This window comes from Streptococcus sp. CCH5-D3 (assembly GCF_001556435.1).
GTDB lineage: Bacteria > Bacillota > Bacilli > Lactobacillales > Streptococcaceae > Streptococcus.
Window position 1 is genome coordinate 1 of sequence record NZ_LSIW01000015.1, and the last position, 765, is coordinate 765.

A 765-nucleotide genomic window follows, 5' to 3' on the forward strand; every position below is an offset into this window, starting at 1 on the left:
ATACCACAGAATTAATCGGAATTAAAGACCCTAACATCATTATTTCTCTTGTTTTTGAAACTGATACTCATATCGAAATTCATGCAAAACTGGATTACCCTGCACCACCATGCCCACATTGCCAAGGAAAGATGATTAAATATGACTTTCAAAGACCTTCTAAAATCCCTCTTCTAGAGCAAGCTGGAACTCCGACACTACTACGTCTGAAGAAACGTCGCTTCCAGTGTAAAAGTTGTAGGCGAGTCACGGTCGCTGAGACATCAATCGTTGAGAAAAATCACCAAATCTCAAACCTTGTCCGACAAAAGGTTGCTCAACTTCTAACTGAAAAGCTATCATTAACGGATATTGCCAGAAGACTTCGTGTATCGACATCCACTGTCTATCGTAAACTTGACCAGTTTACTTTCAAGGAGCATTATGACAAACTCCCAGCTGTTATGTCCTGGGATGAGCTTGGGTTCAAGAAAGGTGAACTCGCTTTTGTGGCGCAAGACTATGAGACCAACAAACTCATAACTATCCTCGATAATCGCCGTCAAACCACTATTCGAAACTACTTTTTGAAGTATCCGTTGAAAGCTCGCCAAAAGGTACAGTTTATCACGATAGATATGTCAGGAACTTATATGCCACTAGCTCGAAGACTTTTCCCTAACGCCAAAATTGTTCTTGATCGATTTCACATTATCCAGTACCTTGGACGTGCCTTTTTAAAGACAAGAATTGCGATTATGAACCAGTTCGATAAGAAGTCACTAC

At 40.5% G+C, this 765-nt stretch carries 1 protein-coding gene; it reads left to right on the plus strand.

The window, feature by feature from the left end:
• The coding region (locus AX662_RS00495) for an ISL3 family transposase (protein WP_156430681.1) at nt 1-765 on the plus strand (765 nt) is incomplete at both ends.